A 17776-nucleotide genomic window follows, 5' to 3' on the forward strand; every position below is an offset into this window, starting at 1 on the left:
TGACGACCGAAACCGCAGGTCAGTGCGGTCCGGGTCCGTTCCGTCTCTCCACACTCGGTGGACAACCCTGGGGGTGGAGCGTCATGTCGACCTGTGGACGAAGCGCTCGTCTGTGCACAGCATCGTCTCCACCGACGACGAAGGCCCCCGCCCCGGGAAGGGGCGAGGGCCTGCGGTAGTAGGCCCTCCTGTAGGGGCCCACTTCGAGCGCGCGAGGAGCGGGGGGCAGGAGGGTCCTTTCTCATCGCCAGCGCATGGACATCACCAGTCCGGCCACCATGGCGCCGAAACCGATCGCGAAGTTCCAGGCGCCGATCGACACCATGAACGGGATGCGGTCGCCGGCGACGTAGTACACGACGATCCAGAGCAGCCCGATCACCATCAGCGCCACCATCAGCGGGGCGTACCAGCGCGGGCTCGGCTGGGCGACGCGGGCCTGGGCGCCGCGGTTCTGCAGCACACCCTCGGGCGGCGTGTAGACCGACTTCTTGCGCACCTTGGACTTGGGCACCGTGCAACTCCCTCCGGGGGGCCGGGCTGTCACTCCGGCCGTATCTGCCCCTCAGCCTAAGCTCTGGAACGTCGACCCCGGTGCAGCCACGGGCGGATCGGGGTCCGGGCGGGGACAGGTTGGGGTCTCGGGTGCCCCCGGGACGTGCGAGGAGGTGCCGCGTGGTCCGCACGCTGCTGCGCGGCCGTCGTCCCTCCGCCTGGACTGCGCTGGTACCCGTGGTCGCGCTCGCGGCGGGTCTGCTGTTCGCGACGTCCGGCCGGACCGCCCAGGGCACCGACCTCCGCGCCGGCGAGGTCACCGAGCTGTCGGAGCTGATCGCCCAGCGGGAGTCCGCAATCGCTCGGCAGGCCGGTCAGCTGTCGGACCTCCAGCAGCAGGTGGAGCGGCTCACCGAGCAGGCGGCGACCCGCGACGGCGCGGTGGCCGCTGCCCAGAGCTCGGGCGACGCCGGAGCCCTGTCGGCCGCGCTGGTGCCCCTCACCGGCCCGGGGGTGGTCATCACCCTGGACGACGCCCCGGCCCGCCCGGACGGCAGCCTGCCGGGCAACGCCCGCGCCGACGACCTCGTCATCCACCAGTCCGACGTCCAGGCAGTGGTGAACGCCGTGTGGGCCGCGGCGTCGGACGGTGTGGCCGTGATGGACCAGCGGCTGATCGCCACCAGCGCCGTCCGGTGCGTGGGCAACACGCTGCTGCTGCAGGGCCGCACGTACTCTCCGCCGTTCGTCATCACCGCGATCGGGGACGCCGCCGCGATCCGCGCGCAGCTGGGGGTGTCGCCCCAGGTGGCGGTCTTCCAGCAGGCGGTCGAGGACTTCGGGCTGACCTTCTCCGTGCGCGAGCGACCCGAGGTCACGGTGCCCGCCTACGATGGCCCACTGGACCTGCAGTACGCCGCTGCGCCCTGAGCGCCGGAGCTGCACCAGCGCCTGACCGTCGGAGGGAGTGACGCCACGATGACCGACGCACGCCCGGTTCTCGTCGTCGACAACTTCGACAGCTTCGTCTACAACCTGGTCCAGTACCTCGGTCAGCTCGGCGTCCGCTGCGTCGTCCGGCGCAACGACGCCGTCGACATCGACGAGCTCGCCGACCTCGATGTCGCCGGGGTGCTGCTCTCCCCCGGCCCCGGCACACCGTCCGGCGCCGGCGTGACCGTACCGATGGTCCGCGCGGCGGCCGAGCAGGGCACCCCGGTGCTCGGGGTCTGCCTGGGCCACCAGGCGATCGCCGAGGCCTTCGGCGCCGTGGTGGTGCGCGCGCCGGAGCTGCTGCACGGGAAGACCAGTCAGGTCGAGCACGACGGCCAGGGCGTGCTGGCCGGTCTCCCGTCGCCGTTCACCGCGACGCGGTACCACTCGCTCGCCGTGGATCCCGGCACCGTGCCCGACGAGCTCGAGGTCACCGGGCACACCGCGTCCGGGATCGTCATGGCGCTGCGGCACCGTGAGCTGCCCATCGAAGGCGTCCAGTTCCACCCCGAGTCGGTGCTCACCGAGGGCGGGCACCAGTTGCTCGCCACCTGGCTGACCTCCTGTGGCCTCGCACCCGACCCGGACGCCGTGGCGGTCGCAACGGCCGCCGCCCGGCGGCTCTCGGCCGCCAGCGCCTAGGTCCGGCCCAGCCCAACGGCGAAGGCCCCCACCCGGTTCGGGTGGGGGCCTTCGTGTCGTGCTGGTTCAGCCGCCGACGACCAGCAGGACGATCTCGTCGCCGGGGGCTGCCTTGGAGCCGGCCGGCGGATCGGTGCCGACGACGGTGCCGGCGGTCTGGCCCGGCGTCCCCTCGGTGTCCACGCGACTGATGTTGGTGAAGCCCGCGTTCTGCAGGGTCGTCCGGGCGGCGGCCTCCGACTGCCCTGTGGTGGCCGGGACCGTGATCGTCTCGGCGGGAGCGGCGATCTGCAGCGTGATGTCCTCACCGGCGCCGACGGCACTGCCCGCCCGCGGATCGGTGCCGACGACGGCCCCCTGGGGCACGGCATCGCTCTCGACGTTCTCGCTGGTGATCTGCCCGTCCGCGAAGCCGGCGGTGGTCAGGATGCTGCGCGCCTCCGCTTCGCTCTTCCCCGTCACATCGGGCACCTTGATCGTCCCGGTGGAGACCTGGAGCGTGATCGGCGAGCCGAGAGCCGCCTGCTCGCCCTCGCCCGGATCGACGGCGACGACCGTGCCCTCGTCCTCGATGGAGTCGACCTGGCGGGAGTTGACACTGGTGAATCCCGCGCGGTCGAGGGTGTCCCGGGCCCGGTCCTCGGTCAGGCCGATCACCGACGGCACCTCGACCGTGTTCGGCCCACCGCTCACGACGAGGTTCACCGCGCTGCCCTTGTCGACGCTGGCGCCGCTGGAGGGGTCGCTGCTGACGACGGAGCCCTCAGGCACGGTGGCGCTGGCCGCGACGTCGACCGTGCCGACCGTCAGGCCGGCGTCGGTGATCGCCTTCTCGGCGGCGGTGCGCTCCACGTTGACCAGCGGCGGCACCTGGACCTGGCTGGTCGCCGGTGGCGCGTCGTCCCCGCTCAGCGCGATGGCGGCCGCGATGGCGCCGCCCAGCAGCAGGACGGCGAGGACGGCGACGATCGCGATGATCTTGCGCTTGCGCCGGCGGGCCTGCTCGTCCTCGTCGTCCCAGCGGTCCTCGTCGCTGTAGCCCCCGCCGTAGCCACCGGGAGTGGCGGACAGGATCGTGGTCTTCTCGGCGTCGCCCATCACGGGGGTGGCCTCGACCCGCTGCCCGGCCAGCGCCCGCAGCAGGTCGTTGCGCATCTCGGCGGCCGACTGGTACCGGTTGGCCGGGTTCTTGCTCATCGCCTTGAGCAGGATCGCGTCCAGTTCGGCCGGCACCTGGGGGTTGATGGACGAGGGGAGGCGCGGATCCTCGCGGACGTGCTGGTAGGCGACGGCGACGGGGGAGTCGCCGCTGAACGGGGGAGCCCCGGTCACGAGCTCGTAGAGCAGACAGCCCATCGAGTAGACGTCGGAGCGGGCGTCCACGCTCTCGCCGCGCGCCTGCTCGGGGGAGAGGTACTGGGCGGTCCCTATCACCGCCGCGGTGGACGTCATCGTGGCAGCGGAGTCGGAGACCGCCCGCGCGATGCCGAAGTCCATCACCTTGACGGTGCCCTGCGGCGTGATCATCACGTTCCCGGGCTTCACGTCCCGGTGCACGATGCCGTTCCGGTGGCTGAAGTCGAGGGCACCGCAGATGTCGGCCGCCAGTTCCATCGCGCGCTCGGGCGACAGGTGGCCCTCGCGCCGGATGACGTCGCGCAGCGTCTCGCCCTCGACGTACTCCATGACGATGTACGGGGTGGCGCCGATGGGTGTGCGGTCCTCACCGGTGTCGTAGACCGCGACGATGGCGGGGTGGTTCAGCGACGCCGCGGCCTGGGCCTCGCGCCGGAAGCGGACCTGGAAGGACGGGTCGCGGGCCAGGTCGCTGCGCAGCACCTTGACGGCCACCTCGCGGCCCAGGCGGAGGTCGCGGCCGCGGTGCACCTCGGCCATGCCGCCGCGACCGAGGACCCCGCCGATCTCGTAGCGCTCACCGAGCACCTGCGGCGTGGTCATCGAAGGTCCTCTCGGGCGGTGCGGGGCGTCGTCCCGGCGGGGGCCTCGACGAGCGCGCCGGCGCCCGGGAGGGGGCGCTCAGCGGGCGGGGAGCCGGCCGCGAGCGTATCCGCTCGGTCCTGCCGTTCCGGGGAGATCGTGGGGAGCACGCTCACCCAGCCCCATCCGCCGCAGGAGCCCCGGCGGGATCTGGCGGTAGCTCCTCCTCCGGCGGGGGCTCCTCCGTGCCTGGCTGGACGGTCGTCGTCGTGGCCGTCGTTGTCGTGGGGGGCGGGGCGGTCGTGGTCGCTGCGGTCGTCGTCGGGGCGGCCCGCGTGGTGGTGGTCGCCGCGGTCGTCGGAGCCTCCGACTCCTCGCCGCCCCCGTCCTCGGGGGTGAAGGCGTCCGCGGCCACGAACAGGACGACCTCGCTGCCGGGGGCGGCGAGCCCTTCCGACGGGTCGAGGGCCGCGACGTCGCCCGCGTCCAGCGCCTGGCCGGAGCTCGCGAGTGTCTCGTCGTCGGCCTCTTCCTGGCGGACGAGCACGCCGGCGGCCTCGAGGGTCGCCTGCACCTCGTCGGCCGGCCGGCCGATGAAGGACGCCGAGAGCTGGATGCCGGTCGGTGCGGCGCTGGTCGAGGAGGCGCTCGTGCCGGCCGAGGCACCGTTGCCGCCGCCGTCGCCGTCGTTGAGCAGGAACCAGGTGCCGCCCGCGAGCAGGAGCAGCAGCACGACCGCGGCGCTCAGCCAGGCCCACTTGGCGCGGCTCTTGCGGGGCTCGTCGTCGTACCCGGAGTCCCAGTCGTCGTCCTCGGGCGGTGCCTGCAGGGGTGGCATCGGGCCGGCCGGGCCCGTCAGGGGACCGGCGGACGCCGCCGCCGTCGGTCCGGTGGCGGGGATGACCTGCGTGCGGGACTCGGCCAGGCTCGCTCCGGTGAGCGCGCCGGCGGCCAGGGCTCCCCCGGCCACGGCGCCGCCGGCGACCACCTTCGTCGGGGTGGTCCGCGGCCCCGGGACGGGTACGGCAGGGGCGAGGGTGCCACCCGCGGCGACGCGTCGGATGGCCTCGGCGAAGGCGCCGCCGTCGGGGAAGCGGTCGGCGGGGTCCTTGGCCAGGGCGCGCTCCACCAGCAGCCGCACCGCGGGCGGGACGTGGCTGGGTAGCGGCGGGGGAGGCCGGTTGATGTGGGCGAGCGCGATGGCCACCTGCGAGGCACCGTCGAACGGGCGGGCTCCGCACAGGCACTCGTAGGCGACGACGCCGAGGGAGTAGACGTCGGAGGCCGCGGTGACCTCCATGCCCTGCGCCTGCTCCGGGGAGAGGTACTGCGCCGTGCCCACGACCATGCCGGTGCGGGTGAGCGGGGTGGCGTCGCGCGCCTGCGCGATGCCGAAGTCGGTCAGCTTCACCACGCCGTCCGGCCGGACCATGAGGTTGCCGGGCTTGATGTCGCGGTGCACGACCCCGGCGCGGTGAGCCGCGGAGAGTCCGTCGGCGGACTGGCTGAGCACGTGCAGCGTCCAGTCGACCGGCAGCGCACCCTCGTCGTGCAGGATCTCCACGAGCGGCTGGCCCTCGACGAACTCCATGACGAGGAACGCGAGCTGCTGGGTGCCGGTGTCGTCGACGGTCTCGCCGTAGTCGTAGACCGAGGCGATGTTCGGATGGGTCAGCCCGGCGGTATGGCGGGCCTCGTTGCGGAAGCGGGCGAGGAAGTTCGGGTCGCCGGTGTACTCGCTCTTGAGCACCTTGGCCGCCACGATCCGGTCGAGCACCCGGTCGCGGGCCTTCCACACCTCACCCATGCCGCCCGTCGCGATCGGGGCGGTGATCTCGTAGCGGCCTGCGAGCAGGCTGCCGGTCGCCAGTGCCATCAGCCCCCCTGACCGTCGAGGTAGGCCTGGATCACCGTGCGGGCGATCGGGGCGGACACGTCGCCGCCGGTGCGGCCACCGTTCCGCACGAAGACGGCCACGGCGATCTTCGGGTCGTCGGCGGGGGCGAATCCGATGAACCAGCTGTGGTCGTCGGCGGAGTTCTCCGCCGTCCCCGTCTTGCCCGCGACCTGGACGCCGTCGATGCGGGCCCGGCGGCCGGTCCCGTTGTCCACGACGCTGGTCATCATCTCGGTCAGCTGGCCGGCGACCTCCGCGGAGACCGGCTGGCCCATCTCCTCCGGGTCGGTCTTGTCGATGACGGTGAGGTCGGGCGCCTGCACCTGCGAGACCAGGTAGGGCTTCATCAGCGTGCCGTCGTTGGCCACCGCGGCAGCGATCATCGCGGCCTGCATCGGCGTCACCTGCACGTCCTGCTGACCGATGGAACTGATCCCGAGCTGGGCGTCGTTCTCGATGTCACCGAGCTTGCTCGGCGCCACGGTCAGCGGCATCTTGAAGCCCTCGTCGTCGATGCCGAAGGCCGCCGCCATGTCGCGGATGCGCTCCTCGCCGAGGTCGATGCCGAGCTGGGCGAAGGCGGTGTTGCAGGAGATGGTGAGCGCGTCGATCAGCGCCTGGTCGGCGCCGCCGTTGCAGCTCTCGCCCCCGAAGTTCTCCATCGTGGTGGAGGTGCCGGGCAGGGTGAGCAGGTCCGGCGCCGGGACGGTGGTCTGCGGCGTGAAGTCGCCGCTGGACAGCGCGGCCGCCGACACGATCACCTTGAAGATCGAGCCGGGTGAGTACCGCTGGCTGATGGCCTGGTTGGTGAGCTGGTCGTCGGTGAGCTGTTCGCGGTAGGCGCGGATGGCCGCCGGGTCGTGGCTGGACAGCTGGTTCGGGTCGTACGAAGGAGTGCTCGCCAGGCCCAGGATCGCCCCGGTGGACGGGTCGAGCGCCACCACGGCGCCGGTGACGCCCTCGAGGCCGGTCATGGCCGCCTGCTGGACGGCCGGGTCCAGCGTCAGCTCGACGTTGCCCCCGGCCGGGTCGCGTCCGGTGAAGAGGTCCGCCAACCGGCGCAGGGTGAGCCGTGGGTCGGAGCCGGCGAGCAGGTCGTTCTCGGCGCGCTCGATGCCGGTGCTGTTGTAGATCACCGAGTAGTAGCCCGTGACCGCGGCGTACAGCTCGCCCGCGGGGTACTGGCGCAAGTAGGTGAGGCGGTCGTCGGTGGCGGTGGAGAGCGCCACCTCGTTGCCGGCGACGACGATCGAGCCGCGTTCGCGGTCGTACTCCTCCGCGAGCTGGCGGGTGTTGCTCTGATTCGTGCGGAGCTCGTCGGACCGGACGACCTGGATGTAGTTGACGTTGATGATCAGCAGCGTGAACAGCACGAGCACGCTGATCGCGACCTTGCGCAGGGGCGCGTTCACTGCTGCACCACCTCGGTGGGCGCCTCGCCCAGTCGCGGCGGCGGGGCGGCGTGCGGGGTCGCGGGGCGGCGGGCGGCGTCGCTGATCCGGACGAGCAGCGCCACGAGCACGAAGTTGGCCACCAGCGAGGAACCGCCGTAGGCCAGGAACGGCGTCGTCAGGCCGGTGAGGGGCAGCAGGCCCGTGACGCCGCCGAGGACGACGAAGACCTGCCAGGCGACCGCGAAGGCCAGACCGGCGGCCAGCAGCTTGCCGAACGCGTCCCGCACGATCAGCGACGTCCGCAGGCCCCGCTCGACCAGGATCAGGTAGACGACGATCACCGCGACGAGGCCGAACAGGCCGAGCTCCTCGCCGACGGCCGAGGCGATGAAGTCGCTCTTGGCCACCGGCACCTGGTCGGGGCGGCCGCCACCGAGACCGGCGCCGAACAGGCCGCCCGTGCCGAGACCGAACAGCGACTGGACCAGCTGGTAACCGGCGCCGTCCTGGTAGGCGAACGGGTCGAGCCAGACGTCGACGCGGGCTCGGACGTGGCCGAAGACCTGGTAGGCGAAGAAGGCGCCCGCAGCGAACAGCCCGACGCCGATGAGCAGCCAGCTCGACCTCTCGGTGGCGACGTAGAGCATCACCACGAAGATGCCGAACAGCAGCAGCGAGCTGCCCAGGTCGCGCTCGAAGACCAGGACGAGGATCGACAGCACCCAGGCGAGCAGCACCGGGCCGAGGTCACGGCCGCGGGGGAGCTCCAGCCCGGCCACCTTGCGGCTGGCCAGCGCCAGGACGTCGCGCTTGTCCACCAGGTAGGCGGCGAAGAAGACGACGAGGCAGATCTTGGCGAACTCGCCGGGCTGGATCGAGAAGCCGGCCAGCCGGATCCAGATCTTGGCGCCGTTGACCTCGGAGATCGCCGATGGAAGGACGGCCGGCAGCGCCAGCAGGGCCATGCCGACGAGCGCCAGGGTGTAGGCGTAGCGGGAGAGCGACCGGTGATCCCGCACGAACACCAGGACGGCGACGAACAGCGCCACGCCCAGGGTCGCCCAGACCAGCTGGACGGGGGCGTCCTCGCGGGTGACGTTGCTGTCGACCTGTTCCGCGGCCAGGTCCAGCCGGTGGATGACGGTCAGCCCGAGGCCGACCAGCAGGGCCACCGCCGGCAGCAGCAGGGGGTCGGCGTAGGCGGCCCACTTGCGGACGACGAGGTGCGCGACGACCCACAGCGCGGTGATCCACGCGCTGAAGGCGGCCATCTCCGGGCGCAGCGACCCGGTGATCGTGAGGTCGACGATGCTCTGGGCGACGACGGTGATGAGGACGGCGAAGCCGAGCAGGAGGGCCTCGGTGCCGCGCCGGGTCGGCACCGCGGTCGCGGCGACGGAGCCGCGCGGATCGGTGGTCGGGGAGGCGGACATCAGTCGGCGCTCCGGCAGTTCTCCCCCGGCTCGGCCGACGAGGTCGCCGTCCCGGTCGTCGACGTCGAGGCGCTCGTGCCCACCGGGGGCGGGACGGCCGTCGTGGGCGCAGCGGGGACGGCCGGGGACGTCGTCGTGGTCCCGGTGCCGCTCCCCGACGGGGCGGAGGGGGTCGACCGGCAGGGGGGCAGCCGCTGCTCGCGGAGGGCCTCCAGGATCCGGTCGGCGTCGTCGGCGTCGTTCGCGGTGATGCCGCCACGCACCCGGCTGCGGGCCGCGGGGGTCAGGTCGGCGACGGCGAGACCGGTGTCCTCGTCGAGCTCGAAGAAGTCGAACCCGATGACGGAGACGTCGAGACCGCGGAAGATCGCCACCTGCTCGCTGTCGCCGCTGCCGTCCACACCGACGAACCAGTGCCCGAGTGCCCAGATGTACGTGCCCACCGCCCCGGCGACGAGCACGACGAGGAGGGCGACCGCCACGAGGAGGGTTCGCAGCGGGCGGCGGCGGGCGGAGGGGCCACCGCCCGTCGGCGGTGTCGGGGTCGGCGGGGGTGGGGCGGGCGGATCGGCGAGAGCCGCGCGTCCGGCCGCGGAGCTGCCGTCGACCTGCCGCTGGCCGACGTAGCCGCCCGCGGCGCCGTCGACGACGGGGTCCACGCGGCCCTGACCACCGGTGTCCTCGATGACATCGGCGACGATAACCGTGACGTTGTCGGGGCCGCCGCTGCGCAGCGCCAGCTCGATCAGCCGGTCGGCGGTGGCCTCCGGGTCGGGGTCCTTGAGCGCCTCGGCGAGGGTCTCCTCGCTGACGACGCCGGAGAGCCCGTCGGAGCAGAGCAGGTAGCGGTCGCCGGCGCGGGCCTCGCGCATCGAGAGGTCCGGCTCGACCTCCTGGCCGTTGAGGGCGCGCAGCAGCAGCGAGCGCTGCGGATGGCTGTTGGCCTCCTCGGCCGTGATCCGGCCGTCGTCGATCAGCGTCTGGACGAACGTGTCGTCGTGGGTGATCTGCGACGTCTGGCCGTCGCGCACCAGGTAGGCGCGGGAGTCGCCGACATGGCAGAGGCCCAGGCGGCCGCCCGCGAACAGGATCGCGGTGAGCGTCGTCCCCATGCCCTCGAGCTGCGGGGATTCCCGGATCACCTCGCGCAGGTGCTCGCTGCCCTCGAAGACGGCCTCGCGCAGCGACTGGAGGAGGTCGCCGGAGGGGGCGTCGTCGTCCAGGTGCTCGAGTGCGGCGATGACGACCTTGCTGGCGACGTCGCCGGCCGCGTGGCCGCCCATGCCGTCGGCGACCGCCAGCAGCCGGGGCCCGGCGTAGACCGAGTCCTGGTTGTTGCCGCGGATCAGGCCGCGGTCGGAGCGGGCGGCATACCGGAGGACCAGCGTCATGCGTCCTCCTCGCAGGCGCTCGGAGGGCGCGTGCCCCAGGGTGCGGTGCTCATCGGTGAGCTCGCAAGCTCGCTCACGCCGTCTCCTCGCTGGCGCTCGTCGACTGCATTCGCGAAGGCTGCTGTGCCTGATGGCTCGCTCGCAAGCTCGCTCACGTACGCAGCTCCAGTGCGGTCTGGCCGATACGGATCGGCTGGCCGGGGTTGATCAGGAGCGGTCCCTGGACCCGCTGCTGATCAAGATAGGTGCCGTTGGTGGACCCCAGGTCCTCGACGTACCACTGGCCCCCCCGGTTGGTCAGGCGGGCGTGGCGGGAGCTGGCGAAGTCGTCCGTCAGCACCAGCGTGGAGTCGTCGGCGCGGCCGATCAGGATGGGTTGCTCCCCGAGAGTGATCTTGGTGCCGGTGAGGGGGCCGGCCGTCACCACGAGGGTGCGCGGGCCCTTCTGGCCCCGCTTGCGGCCCACCGCTGCGGCAGCGCGCGGGGGTACGGCGGCCACGCGCCCGGCGCGGCCGCCGAACAGGTCGGCCCGGACCACGCGGAACGCGGCGAAGATGAACAGCCACAGCAGCAGCAGGAAGCCGAAGCGGAAGATCTGCAGGACGATCTCGGCGGTCACGGCGCGGCCCGACCCGGGCGCTCGGCGACCTTCGGTGCTGGGTGCCTGCGGTTCCTCGCAAGCGTCCTCACTGGCCGTCCTGCCGGTAGACCAGTACCGAGTGCCCGATCCGGATCACGTCGCCGTCGACGAGCGCCTGGCGACTGACCCGTCGGCCGTTGACGAGCGTGCCGTTGGTCGAACCGAGGTCCTCGACCGTCGCGGTGCCGCCGTCGAGGACGACGTCGACGTGCTTGCGGCTGACCCCGGTGTCGGGCAGGCGGATGTCGGCCTCGGTGCCGCGGCCGATGACGTTGCGCCCGGTGGTCAGCTCGTGGCGGGTGCCGGGCCCGTCCACGACCAGGACGTGCGTGACGCCGGGACGCGAGCCGGCGCGGCCGGTGAACGAGGGGCCCTGCTTGCCGGTGTCGGTGGCGACGCGGCCACGAAGCGGCGGGAGGGGCGGCAGCGGTGGGTGGCCGTTGACCGGGGGAGCGGCGACGGCGACGTCCTCACGGGACGCCGGGCGCGCGGGGTCGGCCACCTGCGAGCTGACCTCGAAGACGCCGGTCGGCAGGTCGGGGTCGCGCTCGAGCCGGACGGTGACCTTGTCGAAGACCTGGTAGCCCTCGTCGTCGATGTGCTCGGCGACCATGTCGGCCAGTTCGTCGGCGAGCTGGTCGGACCACTGGCCGAGGTGCTCGAAGTCGGTGCGGCCCAGGGTGACGATGTAGACGTTGGGCGCCAGGACGCGACCCTCGCCGAGCACCGAACGCTGCTCGTCGGCCTCACGCTGGAGCGCCTTGGCGATCTCCGCCGGGTGCACCTTGCCCTTGAAGATGCGGGCGAACGCCAGACCGACCATGCCCTCGAGGCGTCGCTCGAAGCGCTGCAGCACACCCACAGTCGCTCCTCTGCATTCGGCCGGTCGTCCCGCTGTGCCACCGGTGATCGTAGCCGGGCCGTGCACCCACTACCGGCCAGGAACTCGCGACGCCCCGCACGACACTTGCATCAGGGGTCCGATGGCCCGTCACCGACCGGGAAACGACCGACCCCCCGGCCGGGCTACGGGCCTCGGCTGCTAATGTCGTCGCTCGCCAGGGCAAGTGGCGGAATGGCAGACGCGCACGGTTCAGGTCCGTGTGTCCGAAAGGACGTGGGGGTTCAACTCCCCCCTTGCCCACCCCATGACGAAGGACCCCGGTACCGCCAGGTGCCGGGGTCCTTCGCTCTTTCCGCGCTCGCTCCGGGCGGGCGGTACTACCCGCGCCGCTGCCGGTGCCGGTCGTCGCGGCCCCCGGTCAGCGTCTGGGCCAGCAGCACGGCGCCCCACGGACCGATGACCCAGATCGGCCAGAAGTAGAGGAACGAGCTCGCGGCGATCGATGAGATGGCCCAGATCGCGACGACGATCACGGCGGTGCTCAGCCACGACCGCCAGGCGGCGTGCGGGTGGCCTCCCCACGCCCACGGCCCGGCCATCGGTCCACAGGCTCCTGCAGGACCCCGGAACGGTGCCGGCGGCTGCGCCGGTGCGGATGTGGCTGCGGTGGGGCGGGCGGTGTTCGGCAGGTCCGCCGTCAGCTCCGCCAGCTCTCCGTAGGTGCGTGCCGCGTAGGCGCGGGCCAGTCGCTCGTCGTACTCGTCGACGGTCAGGCGCCCGTCGGCCATGTGCCGGCCGAGGACGGTGGCGACGGCGGCGCGGTCGGCGTCGGCGGCGCGCAGGTGGGGCTCGGGCATCGCGGGCCTCCTGGTGCGGGAGATCCAGTCTGGTCCGGATGGGGGGCGCTGGTCCACTGACGGACGTCACCAGTTCCACGTGGAACCGTGCAGGGGGCGGCGACCGGCCGCCGAGTCAGTCGCGCGCGGTCGTCGTGAGCCCGCGCCCAGGACGCCACGACGTGACCAGCAGCGCCGTCTTCTCGTCGTTCAGGGCGACCAGGACCACCTGTTCGAGGTCGACGCTGAAGAGCTCGAAGCCCATGTGCTCCGGCGCCACCCCGGCTGCGGCCGCATACCGGAGGCGTTCGTCCTGGTCGGTGATCTGGCGGGCGCGTCCGCTGAGCTTGGCGTCGGCCTCGAAGGCGTCGGGTTCGGAGCTGCCGCTGTGCAGCGCGAAGCGGGGATCCCGCCGGAGATCGGTGAACTTCACCGACCCCGGCATGCCGGCCAGCCACGGCTCGTCGGCCACGAAGTGCATCTCGATCCCGCTGATGCGGGGCGACCCGTCGGCGCGCAGGGTGGCGAGGAACTTGTGCGCGTGGGCGTCGAACGCGGCGCGCACCCGTGCGGCGAATGCCGGCTCCGCGGACTCCACCTCGGCGAAGGAAGCCATGCGGGCACTCTGCACCCGGCCACCGACGAACGGGAGGCCGGGCTTCGCGCCTCAGCCTGCGGTGCGGGCCGCTTCGCGGGCGAGGTCCTTGCCGATGACCATGCGCTGGATCTGGTTGGTCCCCTCGAAGATCTGCATGACCTTCGCCTCGCGCATGTACCGCTCGACCGGGAACTCGCGGGTGTAGCCGGCTCCGCCGAGCACCTGGACGGCGTCGGTGGTCACCTTCATCGCGGCGTCGGTGGCCACGAGCTTGGCGATGCTGGCCTGGCGGGAGAAGGGCTTGCCGGCGTCCTTGCGACGGGCCGCGACCAGATACATCGCCCGGGCCGACTCCACCGCGGCGGCCATGTCGGCGAGGAGGAAGGCGACGCCCTGGTGCTCGACGATCGGGCGCCCGAAGGCCTCGCGCTCACCGGCGTAGCGGACGGCGACGTCGAGGGCGGACTGCGCGAGGCCGACCGCCACGGCGCTGACCCCGAGGCGACCGGAGTCGAGTGCGGCCAGCGCGATCGACAGGCCCCGACCGCGCTCGCCGACGAGCCGATCGGCCGGGACGGGGACGTCGTCCAGGCGCATGGCGGCCGTCGTCGAGCCGGTCATGCCCATCTTCTCCTCGGGCCGGGCGGCGCTGAAGCCGGTGAGGTCGGGCGTCAGGTGGAAGCAGGAGATGCCGCGCTCGCCGTCGTCCGGGGTGCGCAGGAAGGTCGAGTAGAAGTCCGCCTGGCCACCGTGGGTGACCCAGGCCTTCTCACCGCCGGCCAGCCAGCCGCCGTCACTGGTCCTGGCGCTGGCCCGCATGGCCGCGGGGTCGGAGCCGGCGTGGGCCTCCGAGAGGCAGTAGGCGCCGAGGAGCTGTCCGCCGACCATGTCCGGGAGCAGGTCGCGGCGCTGGGCCTCGGTGCCGAAGCGGTCGATCGGGTTGCACGACAGCGTGTGCACGCTGACGCCGAGCGCCACGCTGGCCCAGCGGGCCGCGAGCTCCTCGACGACCTGGAGGTAGACCTCGTAGGGCTGGCCGCCGCCGCCGACGTCCTCCCCGAACGGGAGGCCCAGCAGTCCGGCGTCCCCGAGAGCGCGGAAGGCCTCGCGCGGAAAGCGTTCCTCCCGCTCGAACTGCGCCGCATGCGGTGCCAGCTCCGCGTCCGCCAGTTCGCGGGTGAGCGCCAGGAGGTCGTAGGCCTCGCGGGTGGGCAGTTCGCGGTCGACCGGCACGGCTCTCCTTCGGACGGAAACAGTACTGAAGACGGTATCGCAGTACTGTTCGCGGTCCAGGCGCACGATGACCTGCCGGAAGGAGGCCGATGACGACCACGGCGCCGTTCGCCGCGACCGGCCTGACCCGCCGGCAGGCGGAGCTGCTCGATCACCTCGAGGAGCTCTTCCTGGCCGAGGGGTTCGCCCGGTTCACGCTCGAGGACCTCGCCGTCCGCCTGCACTGCTCCAAGAGCACGCTCTACGCGCTGGCCGGGAGCAAGGAGCAGTTGGCGCAGCGGGTCATCAAGCACTTCTTCCGCAAGGCGACCGAGGCCGTCGAGGCATCGACGGTCACCGTGCAGGACCCCGGCCTCCGGGTGACCGCCTACCTCACCGCGGTTGCCGCGGCGCTGGCGCCCGCCGGGCCGGCTTTCCATCGGGACCTGGACGCCTTCGGACCCGGGCGCGAGATCTACGAGCGGAACACCGGTCTGGCCGCTGAGCGGGTGCGTCAGCTGATCAGCGACGGGGTCGCCGAGGGCCGCTTCCGGGACGTGCATCCCGCTCTGGTGGCCGACACCGTCACGACGCTGATGTTCCGCATCGGGCGCGGCGACACCGCCCGGGCAACGGGGCTGGACGACGCGGCCGCGTATCGCGAGCTGGCGGCGCTGCTGCTGCACGGGATCACGCTGTGAAGGTCGTGCCGGCCGAGTGGGACGACGCCGACGTCCAGCGGCTCGCGGCGGAGCAGCAGGCCGAGGTCCGTGCGCGCTACGACGGCAAGGGTGAGCCGGGGACGCCGCCGTCGGCCGCGGACATCAGCGTCGTGCTCGTGGCGCGCGACGGCGACGGCACGGCGCTCGGCTGCGGGGCGCTGCGGCAGCTCGGGGACGGGGTCGCTGAGGTGAAGCGCATGTACGTGGCGCCGCCCGCCCGGGGCCGCGGGGTCGGGACGGCGGTGCTCGCCGGCCTCGAGGACGCAGCCCGCGACCGCGGCTGGACGACGCTGCGGCTGGAGACCGGACCGCGGCAGCCCGAGGCGGTCGCGCTGTACTCCCGGGCCGGGTACTCGCCGATCGACGCGTTCGGTGCCTATGTCGGCGCACCCGATGCCGAGGACTCCCTCTTCTTCGAGCAGAGCCTCGACCCGCGCTGAACGTCGTACCGACGGTCCGTCAGGCGCCCCGCGACTCGGCGACCCGACGCATCCAGTAGCGGAACCAGTTGGGCCCGTAGGGCAGGTAGACGCGCGTCGGAATCCCTCGCGACGCGAGGTCGTCGAGCACCTCGGGTCGGACGCCGAGCAACTGCTCCACGGGGGTCGGGCCGTGCTGGAGCTGAAGGGCCTCCTGCAGGCGTCGGTCGTGCGTCGCAGCGGACCACGGGCCGCCGGCGGCGGCGAGGCGCGCGGCGAGCACCAGATAGGCGACGTCCGTCGGTTCACCGTGCGGCAGCGCACCGGTCGCCTCGAGGTACGCCCCCTTGACCAGGCGTACGTGCACCCCGGCGTCGAGCAGGGTGTCCACGTCGGCGGGTGAGCGCACCAGATTCGCCTGCAGCGTCGCGCCCAGCCGTTCGGCGCGTCCGCGGCCGGCGACGGCGACGACGCACGTGAGGACGGCGTCGGTGCGAGCGGCGTCCTCGGCTCCCACCTGTATCCGCCGACCGGCAGGCAGCGCCGCGGCGAGCGTGGCCAGCCGGTCCGCAGTCCCGCCGGGATCGGTGTCCAGCACCAGATGACTGAGGTCCACCGAGAGCCAGACGTCGGCGGGCGGGGTCGGCAGGTCGGCGGTCAGTGCCAGGTAGTCCGCCACCGTCCCGTCCGCGACCGCGGGATCGTCGATCTGCTCGCCGAAGAAGTCCACGCTGGCCCCGTGTCCACGGGCGAGCGTGGCGGAGGTCGCGGCCAGTGCCTCGCCGCGGGTCCGGCCGGCTACGTAGCGGTGTGCTGCGCGCCATGCCCGCGCCTCGGTCGCAGGCAGCCTTCGGACCGCGCGTTCGAACCGCTCGCTCGTGGCCAGCCGGAACAGAACCGATCGGTCGACGCCCACGGACTCCAGCCTTCCAGGATGGCAGGCGCCCCGATCCAGTTGCACCTGCCGGACACGGCATCCGGCCGGCCGGCGCCTGCCGATGCCTAGGGGCTCGATCCGCGGATGCGGATCTCGCTGCCGTCGGGTCGGTAGGTGTGCCAGAAGGTGGTGCCCGGGTCGCGGGCGATGCCGAAACCGCCTTCGTGGACGGCCGTGTGATGGCGTTCGCAGAGGAGGGCGCCGTTCTCGCAGCTGGTCGGCCCGCCGTGGGCCCAGTGGATGACGTGGTGGACGTCGCACCAGGCGGCGGGGACGGCGCAGCCGCTTAACACGCAGTGCCCGTCGCGCAGCTCGACGGCCCGGCGGATCGCTGCGGTGGCGGTGCGCTGCTCGCGGCCGACATCGATCGGCAGGCCTGCAGGATCGGTGAGCATCCGCACCACGGCGGCGTCGCAGGCGAGGCGGCGCGCGGTCTCCGGTGTGATCGGCCCGGCGAAGGCCAGCTCGCCGCCGGCCACCCCGCGCGCACCTCGCTCGGCGCACAGCGCCATCCAGTCGATGGTCACGCGAACCTGCGCTGCGGCACCGCGCACCGTCGGTAGCCCACCGGCCCGAAGTGCCTGGCGGGCGAGTTCGACCAGGGCGTGCCCCATCCGCTCGCCGTACGTCCGCTGGTCGTGGGCGGGCCGGTCGCCGTTCATCAGCGCTTCGAGCGCCGTGTGCACGGTCTCTCCACCCACCGGGTCCAGGTGTCCGGACAGGTACACCCGCCCCCCGGCGCTGACCGCCATCCGGAACAGCCTCGGCAGCCCGGCCGCCTCGTCCAGTGCCCCGTCCGGGTCGATCCCGGCCACCCACCGGCGGGCCGCCTTCGCGGTGTCCTCCGGCCCCAGGGCCCGCGCCGCTTCGGTGAGCACCGCGTCGGTGGTGCCCAGGTCGATGCCGTGGGCGTCCGCTACCGCCAGCCGCGCCGGGGTGACCGCCGCCGTCACGACCGCGACATGAGCGGGCGTCACCGCACCCTCGGCGTAGGCCGCCGCCAGCTCAGGCAGCTCGACCAGCCGGCGCCCGTCCCGCACCAGGTCGGCCGCCGCCCGCCCGGAGATCCGGCAGTGCCCGGTGAGCCACGACTTCATCGCGACCATGCCGTCGGCGCGGTGGACCTGCCGCGCCTCCGCGGCTGCCACTGCGCGGGTCTGCGCGGCGGTCAGCCGGTTGATCCCGAGCTGGGCGAGCGGCACGAACTCGCGCAACTGCTCATCGGCGAGGTCCAGCGGATCGAAGTCGGCCGGATCGAGCTCGGCGAGCTGCTGCAGCACCGACCCCCACGACGACACCTCAGACCACCTCCGCACCTCGTCGTCTGCCCGAACGTATGTGCGAAGAGTAGACGGTGCGGGCGACAGAAACCCCAGTTCAGAGGG

At 72.9% G+C, this 17776-nt stretch carries 17 protein-coding genes and 1 tRNA gene; 5 read left to right on the plus strand and 13 right to left on the minus strand.

Annotated features, from left to right (window positions below):
• Positions 1–241: 241 nt before the first annotated feature.
• Positions 242–514, minus strand: coding sequence for a cell division protein CrgA (crgA, locus tag E4P38_RS19225; protein WP_135133583.1), 273 nt, complete (start codon positions 512–514; stop codon positions 242–244).
• Between the two features lie 161 nt (positions 515–675).
• On the opposite strand from crgA, the gene E4P38_RS19230 reads away from it, so the two are divergent.
• A complete protein-coding gene (locus E4P38_RS19230; RefSeq protein WP_135133585.1) occupies positions 676–1425 on the plus strand; it encodes a DUF881 domain-containing protein in 750 nt (249 codons plus the stop codon).
• Between the two features lie 48 nt (positions 1426–1473).
• Positions 1474–2130, plus strand: coding sequence for an aminodeoxychorismate/anthranilate synthase component II (locus E4P38_RS19235; RefSeq protein ID WP_135133587.1), 657 nt, complete (start codon positions 1474–1476; stop codon positions 2128–2130).
• 66 nt (positions 2131–2196) lie between these two features.
• On the opposite strand, the gene pknB is transcribed toward E4P38_RS19235, so the two are convergent.
• The 7 genes from pknB to E4P38_RS19270 all read right to left on the minus strand — a co-directional run bounded on the left by pknB (position 2197) and on the right by E4P38_RS19270 (position 11685).
• Positions 2197–4089, minus strand: a complete 1893-nt coding sequence (gene pknB, locus E4P38_RS19240; RefSeq protein WP_135133589.1) for a Stk1 family PASTA domain-containing Ser/Thr kinase — start codon at positions 4087–4089, stop codon at positions 2197–2199.
• A 151-nt stretch (positions 4090–4240) separates the two neighbouring features.
• Positions 4241–5944, minus strand: a complete 1704-nt coding sequence (locus tag E4P38_RS19245) for a serine/threonine-protein kinase (RefSeq protein ID WP_135133591.1) — start codon at positions 5942–5944, stop codon at positions 4241–4243.
• Positions 5944–7377, minus strand: coding sequence for a penicillin-binding transpeptidase domain-containing protein (locus E4P38_RS19250; RefSeq protein WP_135133593.1), 1434 nt, complete (start codon positions 7375–7377; stop codon positions 5944–5946). The genes E4P38_RS19245 and E4P38_RS19250 overlap by 1 nt, the downstream gene beginning before the upstream one ends.
• Positions 7374–8792, minus strand: coding sequence for an FtsW/RodA/SpoVE family cell cycle protein (locus E4P38_RS19255; RefSeq protein ID WP_135133595.1), 1419 nt, complete (start codon positions 8790–8792; stop codon positions 7374–7376). The genes E4P38_RS19250 and E4P38_RS19255 overlap by 4 nt, the downstream gene beginning before the upstream one ends.
• Positions 8792–10183 (minus strand): PP2C family serine/threonine-protein phosphatase, encoded by a 1392-nt coding sequence (locus E4P38_RS19260; protein WP_135133597.1) that lies wholly within the window; start codon positions 10181–10183, stop codon positions 8792–8794. The genes E4P38_RS19255 and E4P38_RS19260 overlap by 1 nt, the downstream gene beginning before the upstream one ends.
• A gap of 151 nt (positions 10184–10334) precedes the next feature.
• The gene (locus E4P38_RS19265) at positions 10335–10802 is read right to left on the minus strand and encodes an FHA domain-containing protein (protein WP_135133598.1); all 468 of its coding nucleotides are present in this window, start codon (positions 10800–10802) and stop codon (positions 10335–10337) included.
• Between the two features lie 67 nt (positions 10803–10869).
• Positions 10870–11685, minus strand: coding sequence for a DUF3662 and FHA domain-containing protein (locus tag E4P38_RS19270; protein WP_135133599.1), 816 nt, complete (start codon positions 11683–11685; stop codon positions 10870–10872).
• 199 nt (positions 11686–11884) lie between these two features.
• Here E4P38_RS19270 and E4P38_RS19275 point away from each other — a divergent pair.
• Positions 11885–11967, plus strand: a tRNA-Leu gene (locus E4P38_RS19275).
• Between the two features lie 77 nt (positions 11968–12044).
• Here the strand turns inward: E4P38_RS19275 and E4P38_RS19280 are convergent.
• From E4P38_RS19280 to E4P38_RS19290, 3 genes are all read right to left on the minus strand, one after another.
• Positions 12045–12524: a DUF1707 domain-containing protein gene (locus tag E4P38_RS19280; RefSeq protein ID WP_135133600.1), complete on the minus strand. Its 480-nt coding sequence runs from the start codon at positions 12522–12524 to the stop codon at positions 12045–12047.
• A gap of 115 nt (positions 12525–12639) precedes the next feature.
• Positions 12640–13119: a pyridoxamine 5'-phosphate oxidase family protein gene (locus E4P38_RS19285; protein ID WP_135133601.1), complete on the minus strand. Its 480-nt coding sequence runs from the start codon at positions 13117–13119 to the stop codon at positions 12640–12642.
• A gap of 51 nt (positions 13120–13170) precedes the next feature.
• Positions 13171–14334: an acyl-CoA dehydrogenase family protein gene (locus E4P38_RS19290; protein WP_135133602.1), complete on the minus strand. Its 1164-nt coding sequence runs from the start codon at positions 14332–14334 to the stop codon at positions 13171–13173.
• Positions 14335–14423: 89 nt separating this feature from the next.
• Here E4P38_RS19290 and E4P38_RS19295 point away from each other — a divergent pair, with 89 nt between their 5' ends.
• Together E4P38_RS19295 and E4P38_RS19300 are read left to right on the plus strand one after the other, a co-directional pair.
• A complete protein-coding gene (locus tag E4P38_RS19295) occupies positions 14424–15014 on the plus strand; it encodes a TetR/AcrR family transcriptional regulator (protein WP_135133604.1) in 591 nt (196 codons plus the stop codon).
• A complete protein-coding gene (locus E4P38_RS19300) occupies positions 15011–15475 on the plus strand; it encodes a GNAT family N-acetyltransferase (protein WP_135133605.1) in 465 nt (154 codons plus the stop codon). The genes E4P38_RS19295 and E4P38_RS19300 overlap by 4 nt, the downstream gene beginning before the upstream one ends.
• Before the next feature lie 19 nt (positions 15476–15494).
• On the opposite strand, the gene E4P38_RS19305 is transcribed toward E4P38_RS19300, so the two are convergent.
• Together E4P38_RS19305 and E4P38_RS19310 are read right to left on the minus strand one after the other, a co-directional pair.
• Positions 15495–16370 (minus strand): proline dehydrogenase family protein, encoded by an 876-nt coding sequence (locus E4P38_RS19305; RefSeq protein ID WP_135133606.1) that lies wholly within the window; start codon positions 16368–16370, stop codon positions 15495–15497.
• Positions 16371–16456: 86 nt separating this feature from the next.
• Entirely contained in the window at positions 16457–17689 is a 1233-nt protein-coding gene (locus E4P38_RS19310) for an HNH endonuclease signature motif containing protein (protein WP_167760632.1), read from the minus strand.
• Positions 17690–17776 lie beyond the last annotated feature (87 nt).

Origin of the sequence: Blastococcus sp. CT_GayMR16 (assembly GCF_004570875.1) — a bacterium.
Classification (GTDB): domain Bacteria; phylum Actinomycetota; class Actinomycetes; order Mycobacteriales; family Geodermatophilaceae; genus Blastococcus_B.

Bases quoted from the DNA above. Each gene is read 5' to 3' on its own strand.
- E4P38_RS19245 (WP_135133591.1), bottom strand. From the start codon at position 5,944: ATGGCACTGGCGACCGGCAGCCTGCTCGCAGGCCGCTACGAGATCACC.
- E4P38_RS19255 (WP_135133595.1), bottom strand. From the start codon at position 8,792: ATGTCCGCCTCCCCGACCACCGATCCGCGCGGCTCCGTCGCCGCGACC.
- pknB (WP_135133589.1), bottom strand. From the start codon at position 4,089: ATGACCACGCCGCAGGTGCTCGGTGAGCGCTACGAGATCGGCGGGGTC.
- E4P38_RS19260 (WP_135133597.1), bottom strand. From the start codon at position 10,183: ATGACGCTGGTCCTCCGGTATGCCGCCCGCTCCGACCGCGGCCTGATC.
- E4P38_RS19285 (WP_135133601.1), bottom strand. From the start codon at position 13,119: ATGGCTTCCTTCGCCGAGGTGGAGTCCGCGGAGCCGGCATTCGCCGCA.
- E4P38_RS19235 (WP_135133587.1), top strand. From the start codon at position 1,474: ATGACCGACGCACGCCCGGTTCTCGTCGTCGACAACTTCGACAGCTTC.
- E4P38_RS19295 (WP_135133604.1), top strand. From the start codon at position 14,424: ATGACGACCACGGCGCCGTTCGCCGCGACCGGCCTGACCCGCCGGCAG.
- E4P38_RS19280 (WP_135133600.1), bottom strand. From the start codon at position 12,524: ATGCCCGAGCCCCACCTGCGCGCCGCCGACGCCGACCGCGCCGCCGTC.